Here is a 4,612-nt window from a genome sequence, read left to right as displayed (position 1 = left end):
AGGATCGTTCTACGATTTCACAGGGTGCTTCCGTTTTCACACAGCGTGCACCCATGGCGGACATACGGTGGGCACCAACCGTTGATTGAGAGCGCTGGAGCCGCACAGGAGCCGGTCGGCGCGGCCATGGCATCGTCGACCTCCCGCGCCCAGCCCGGCCCTGCCTCCGGCGGCGGCAGGTCGGGCCCCGGGGCCCACGAACGGCAGCACCTGCTCCGTGACGGCGCTCATGGCACGACCTTTGCTGTTCGCGATGGCGCCCCGTGCGGGGCCGCCGGGAGCCACGTCCCTTGCAGACCTCAGCCTCGATCGAGCCGGACAACGCGCTGTTCCCCCTGGTGCTGTCGCTCGCGGCCGCGGCGGCGACCGGGGTGCTCTGGGCCTACGCGAACCCGATCCAGTTGGTGCCGGGCGTCATCCAGTGGCGGATCTTCGCCTTCCTGCCGCCCCTGGTCGGCATCCTGCTCGGGCCGAAGAGCGGAGCGATCTGCGGCTACCTCGGGACGATCGTCTGGTCGCTGCTGGCCGGCACGTTCATCCCCGCGCATTCGCTGATCGTCGACGGCCTCATGGTCGGGCTGACGGGCTTGGTGCCCGGCCTGCTGTTCAACCCCGCGACGCGGAGCGTGAATCGCGTCTTCCTCGCGCAGGTGGCCGGCACCTGCCTCGGCGTCGGCTTGGTCATGGTCCTCGCGGTGGCGGCCAGCCTCGCCTACCTCGGCATCTTCCCGTTCTGGTGGGGCGTGACCTACCTCGGCCTGTCCGACATCGTGCCGATGCTGATCGGGACGCCGCTGCTCGTCGTGCCGGCGCTGAAGGTACTGCGGAGCGCCCATCCCGCCGGCTTCGTCCGCTTCTGAGGCGGAGCGCCGGCCGTTGCTCCGCATCGAGGGACTGACGGTCGGCTTCGAGGGAGCGGACCCGGCGCTCGCGGACGTGACGCTCGCGCTCGCCCCCGGCGAGGCCCTGCTCGCGTGCGGGGCCGGCGCGTCGGGCAAGTCGGTGCTCCTCGCGGCCGCGTCGGGCGTGATCCCGCGCCTCGTCAGGCCCGCCGTCTTCGCGGGCCGCGTGAGCCTCGGCGGGCGGGCGCTTGCCGGCATCCCCTCCGCGGAGCTGTTTTCCCTCGTCGGCCCCGTCCTGCAGAACCTCGACGACCAGCTCTGGAACCTCGGCGTCGAGGATCTCATCGCCTTCTCCCTGGAGAACCGGCGGATGGAGCGCGCGGAGATCCGGCGCCGGATCGCCGGGACCCTGGACCTGTTCGGCCTCGACGCGCTCCGCGGGCGGATGGTGCTGGACCTCTCGGGCGGCGAGCGGCGCATGGTGGCGCTCGCCGCCGCCACGGCCCACGCGCCGCGGCTCCTCGTCCTCGACGAGCCGACGACCGGGCTCGATCCCGACGCGCGGGCGCGCCTCGTCGCCGTCCTGCGCGGCCTGCGCGCGGCCCCCGACGCGCCGACGATCCTCGCCGCCGACCAGGACGCCGCCGCGCTCGCGCCGGCGATGGACCGCCTCGCGCTCCTCAGGGCCGGACGGCTGACAGGCGACCTGCCGGTGCGGGACGCGCTGGTCCGCACGCGGCTCTGGGAGGAGGCGGGCGTGCTGGCGCCCGGCCGGCGCAAGGCCGCCCGGGCCGCGCCCGCGCCGGGCCCGGTCCTCCTCGAAGTTTCGGGCCTGCAAGTCTCAAGTCAGCGTGCCGGGCTGCGTCGCGCCTCGGGAGCGCCGGTGCTCGCCGATGTCGGCTTCACCCTGCGGGCCGGCGAGGTCGCCGCCCTCGTCGGCCCGAACGGGGCCGGCAAGACCACCCTGTTCCGGGCGGTGCTGGGCCTCGCGCAGCGCGCCGCCGGCCGGATCGCGATCGAGGGCGAGGACGCGGGCGCCTGGACGCCGGCTCGGCGCGCGCGGCGGATCGGCTACCTGCCGCAGACCATGCGCCGCGTGCTGTTCCACCTGAGCGCGATCGACGAGGCCGCCTTCGCCATCGCCGTCGACGCGCGCGGGATGAAGGACGCGGCGGTCCGCACGCGGGCCCGGGCGGCCCTCGACCGCTACGGTCTGGCCGCGAAGGCGGAGGCCAACCCGTTCGCCCTCTCCGCCCGGGAGCAGGCCCTGCTCGGGCTCGCGTGCCTCGACGCCGCGGGCTGCCGCGTCGCGATCCTGGACGAGCCGCTGCTCGCCCGCGACGCCGCCGGCCGCGCCGCGCTGGAGCGCTTCCTGACGGGCCTGCGCGCGACGGGCGGCGCCGCTATCCTGATCTCGCACGACCTCGAACTCGTCGACGACGTGTCGGACCGCCTGATGATCCTGGAGCGGGGCCGCCTCGGCTTCGACGGGCCGATTGCGGAGGGCTGGCGCTCGGGCGCCTTCGCGCGGCTGGGCTGGCCGCGGCCCTATGCCGGGCTGGACCGTGCCGCGTGAGCACGCTCCTGCGCCTGAATTTCTTCGTCAAGCTCGCCGCGGCCTTCCTGGTGATGCTGGCCGCGTGGCTCGTCCCCGGGGCTTGGCTCTCGGCAGGGATCGCGGCCGGCGTCGTGCTCGGCCTCGCGGCGCTGCGGCTGCCCGGGCTCGGGGGCTACCTCAAGGGCGCGGCGATCCTCTCCGTCCTCGTCGTCGCCTCGTGGCTGCTGAACCTCGGCCTTCAGGGCGTGCCCGTGGCCACGGCCGCCGAGACCGCGAGCCGCATGGCCGCCCGCCTCGTGGCCACGACGGGCGCCTTCTTCTTCGTGGTCGAGACCAGCACGCCGGGCGCGATCATGGCCGCCGCGAGCGCGGCGCGGCTCCCGCCCACCGCGACGCTGGTGCTCTCCCTGATGTTCGGCCTCGTGCCGATGCTGCGCCGCGAGTTCGAGCACATCGCCGACGCTCAGCGCGCCCGCGGCCTCGACATCGACGCGGCGCCCCTCCCCCTGCGCCTACGCTTCGCCCTGGCGCGCGGCGTGCCGCTCCTGGTCCAGGCCGTGCGGATGGCGCACGCGATCTCGGTCTCGCTCACGCTGTCGGGCTACGACATGCGCACGAAGCGCACGACGTGGCGGCGGGTCGGCCTCCTCGTGGAAGACACCCTCGAAGACCGGCCCAAGGACGCAGCCCCCGCATGACACCGGACGAACCCCTCACCGGCCACCCCTTCACCGATCAGACCTGGCCCGTCGACGTCGCCGGCCACGGCGTCGACGTGCCGATCGTCGCGATCAAGCCCGACTTCGCGATTGCGCTGATGATGATCATCGACCTCGGCGTGCGCTTCGGCGCCCACGCCGGCCGGATGCTCGCCGAGACGCTCGCGCCGCTGGAGCCGGAGATCGTGGTCGGCGCCGCGACGCTCGGCATCCCCGTCGCGATCGAGGTGAGCCGGGCGCTCGGCCTCGACGACTACGTCGTCCTGCAGAAGTCGCCCAAGCTCCACCTCGCCGACGCCCTGGTGCAGCCGATCCGCTCGATCACCTCGCAGGGCGAGCAGCGGCTGCTCCTCGACCGGCGCTCGGTGCCGCTGCTCGCCGGCCGGCGCACCGTCGTCGTCGACGATGTCGTGGCCAGCGGCGGCAGCCTCAAGGGCTCGCTCGCCCTCGCGCGGCAGGCCGGCGCGAACGTCGTCGGCCTCGGCGTCGTCCTGACGGAGGCGCACGACTGGCGCGCGACGCTGGGCGCGGACGCCGCCCTCGTGCGCGGCCTCGCGCACATCCCGCAGTTCGAACCGGGCGACGGCGGGTGGCGGCCGATCCCCGCGACCCTCTGACCGGCGCCTCGGCGCGCAACTCCCCTCACGGAGGCCCCATGATCAAGCCCCGCGTCCGCTGGCCGATCGACCCGCGCCGCACCGCCATCGTCGTCGTCGACATGCAGGGCGTGTTCTGCGATCCCTTGGGCGCGCTCTACGTGCCGGCCACCGCCGCCATCGTGGCGCCGATCGCCCGCCTCGTGGAGGCCGGCAGGAGACTGAGCCTGCCGATCATCTACCTGCGCCACGTCGTGCGCGGCGACGGCAGCGACACCGGCCGGATGCGCGACCTCTACCCGAACGTCGACGCCATCCTCGCGCGCGACGCCGCGGACATCGACGTCGTCCCGGCGCTCGCGCCGCGGCCGGGCGACATCGTCGTCGACAAGCTGTTCTACAGCGGCTTCCACAACACCGACCTCGACACGATCCTGCGGGCCCGGGACGTCGACACGATCGTCGTCTGCGGGACGGTGACCAACGTCTGCTGCGAGACCACCATCCGCGACGCCGTCCACCGCGAGTACAAGGTCGTTGCCCTCGCCGACGCCTGTGCGGCCATGCCCTATCCCGACCTCGGCTGGGGCGCGCTCAGCGCCGAGGAGGTCCACCGCGTCAGCCTGACGACGATCGCCTACGAGTTCGGCGAGGTCACCTCCACCTCCGACATCCTCGCACGGATCGCCGACGCGGATCAGCGGCCGGGCGCGGCGTGATACGATCTCCGGTTGATAGGTTCTGGGGCGTCGTTTCCCGTCATCCGCGCGGCCTTCCCTCTCCCCACCCTCCCCCGCAGAGGCTTGCGGATTCACACATCTTAGACCGGTACTGCGTGGATCTGGCGAAGCGCCGAGCGGCCCCCTCTCCCCACACATCTCGGGCTTGCCCGAGATG

Annotated in this window: 5 protein-coding genes; all 5 read left to right on the top strand. The window is 73.7% G+C overall.

Going from position 1 to position 4,612, the window contains the following annotated elements; translation table 11 throughout:
* Positions 1-290: 290 nt before the first annotated feature.
* Genes ACFE8Y_RS20865 through ACFE8Y_RS20845 form a run of 5 tightly spaced genes read left to right on the top strand, consistent with a single transcriptional unit; the run spans position 291 to position 4,434 of the window.
* Positions 291-860 carry an aminotriazole resistance protein gene (locus ACFE8Y_RS20865; RefSeq protein ID WP_375466283.1) on the top strand — a complete coding sequence of 190 codons (570 nt, stop codon included), beginning with the start codon at positions 291-293 and terminating at the stop codon, positions 858-860.
* Between the two features lie 16 nt (positions 861-876).
* Positions 877-2,418 (top strand): ABC transporter ATP-binding protein, encoded by a 1,542-nt coding sequence (locus tag ACFE8Y_RS20860; RefSeq protein WP_375466282.1) that lies wholly within the window; start codon positions 877-879, stop codon positions 2,416-2,418.
* Positions 2,415-3,098: an energy-coupling factor transporter transmembrane component T family protein gene (locus tag ACFE8Y_RS20855; protein ID WP_375466281.1), complete on the top strand. Its 684-nt coding sequence runs from the start codon at positions 2,415-2,417 to the stop codon at positions 3,096-3,098. Before ACFE8Y_RS20860 ends, ACFE8Y_RS20855 begins: the two co-directional genes overlap by 4 nt.
* Positions 3,095-3,736: a phosphoribosyltransferase family protein gene (locus tag ACFE8Y_RS20850; RefSeq protein ID WP_375466280.1), complete on the top strand. Its 642-nt coding sequence runs from the start codon at positions 3,095-3,097 to the stop codon at positions 3,734-3,736. Before ACFE8Y_RS20855 ends, ACFE8Y_RS20850 begins: the two co-directional genes overlap by 4 nt.
* A gap of 38 nt (positions 3,737-3,774) precedes the next feature.
* Positions 3,775-4,434 carry an isochorismatase family protein gene (locus tag ACFE8Y_RS20845; RefSeq protein WP_375466279.1) on the top strand — a complete coding sequence of 220 codons (660 nt, stop codon included), beginning with the start codon at positions 3,775-3,777 and terminating at the stop codon, positions 4,432-4,434.
* Positions 4,435-4,612 lie beyond the last annotated feature (178 nt).

The organism is uncultured Methylobacterium sp. (assembly GCF_964242245.1).
Taxonomy (GTDB): Bacteria; Pseudomonadota; Alphaproteobacteria; order Rhizobiales; family Beijerinckiaceae; genus Methylobacterium.
Note: the sequence above shows the minus strand (reverse complement) of the source record. Positions and strands in the feature narration are given on the sequence as shown.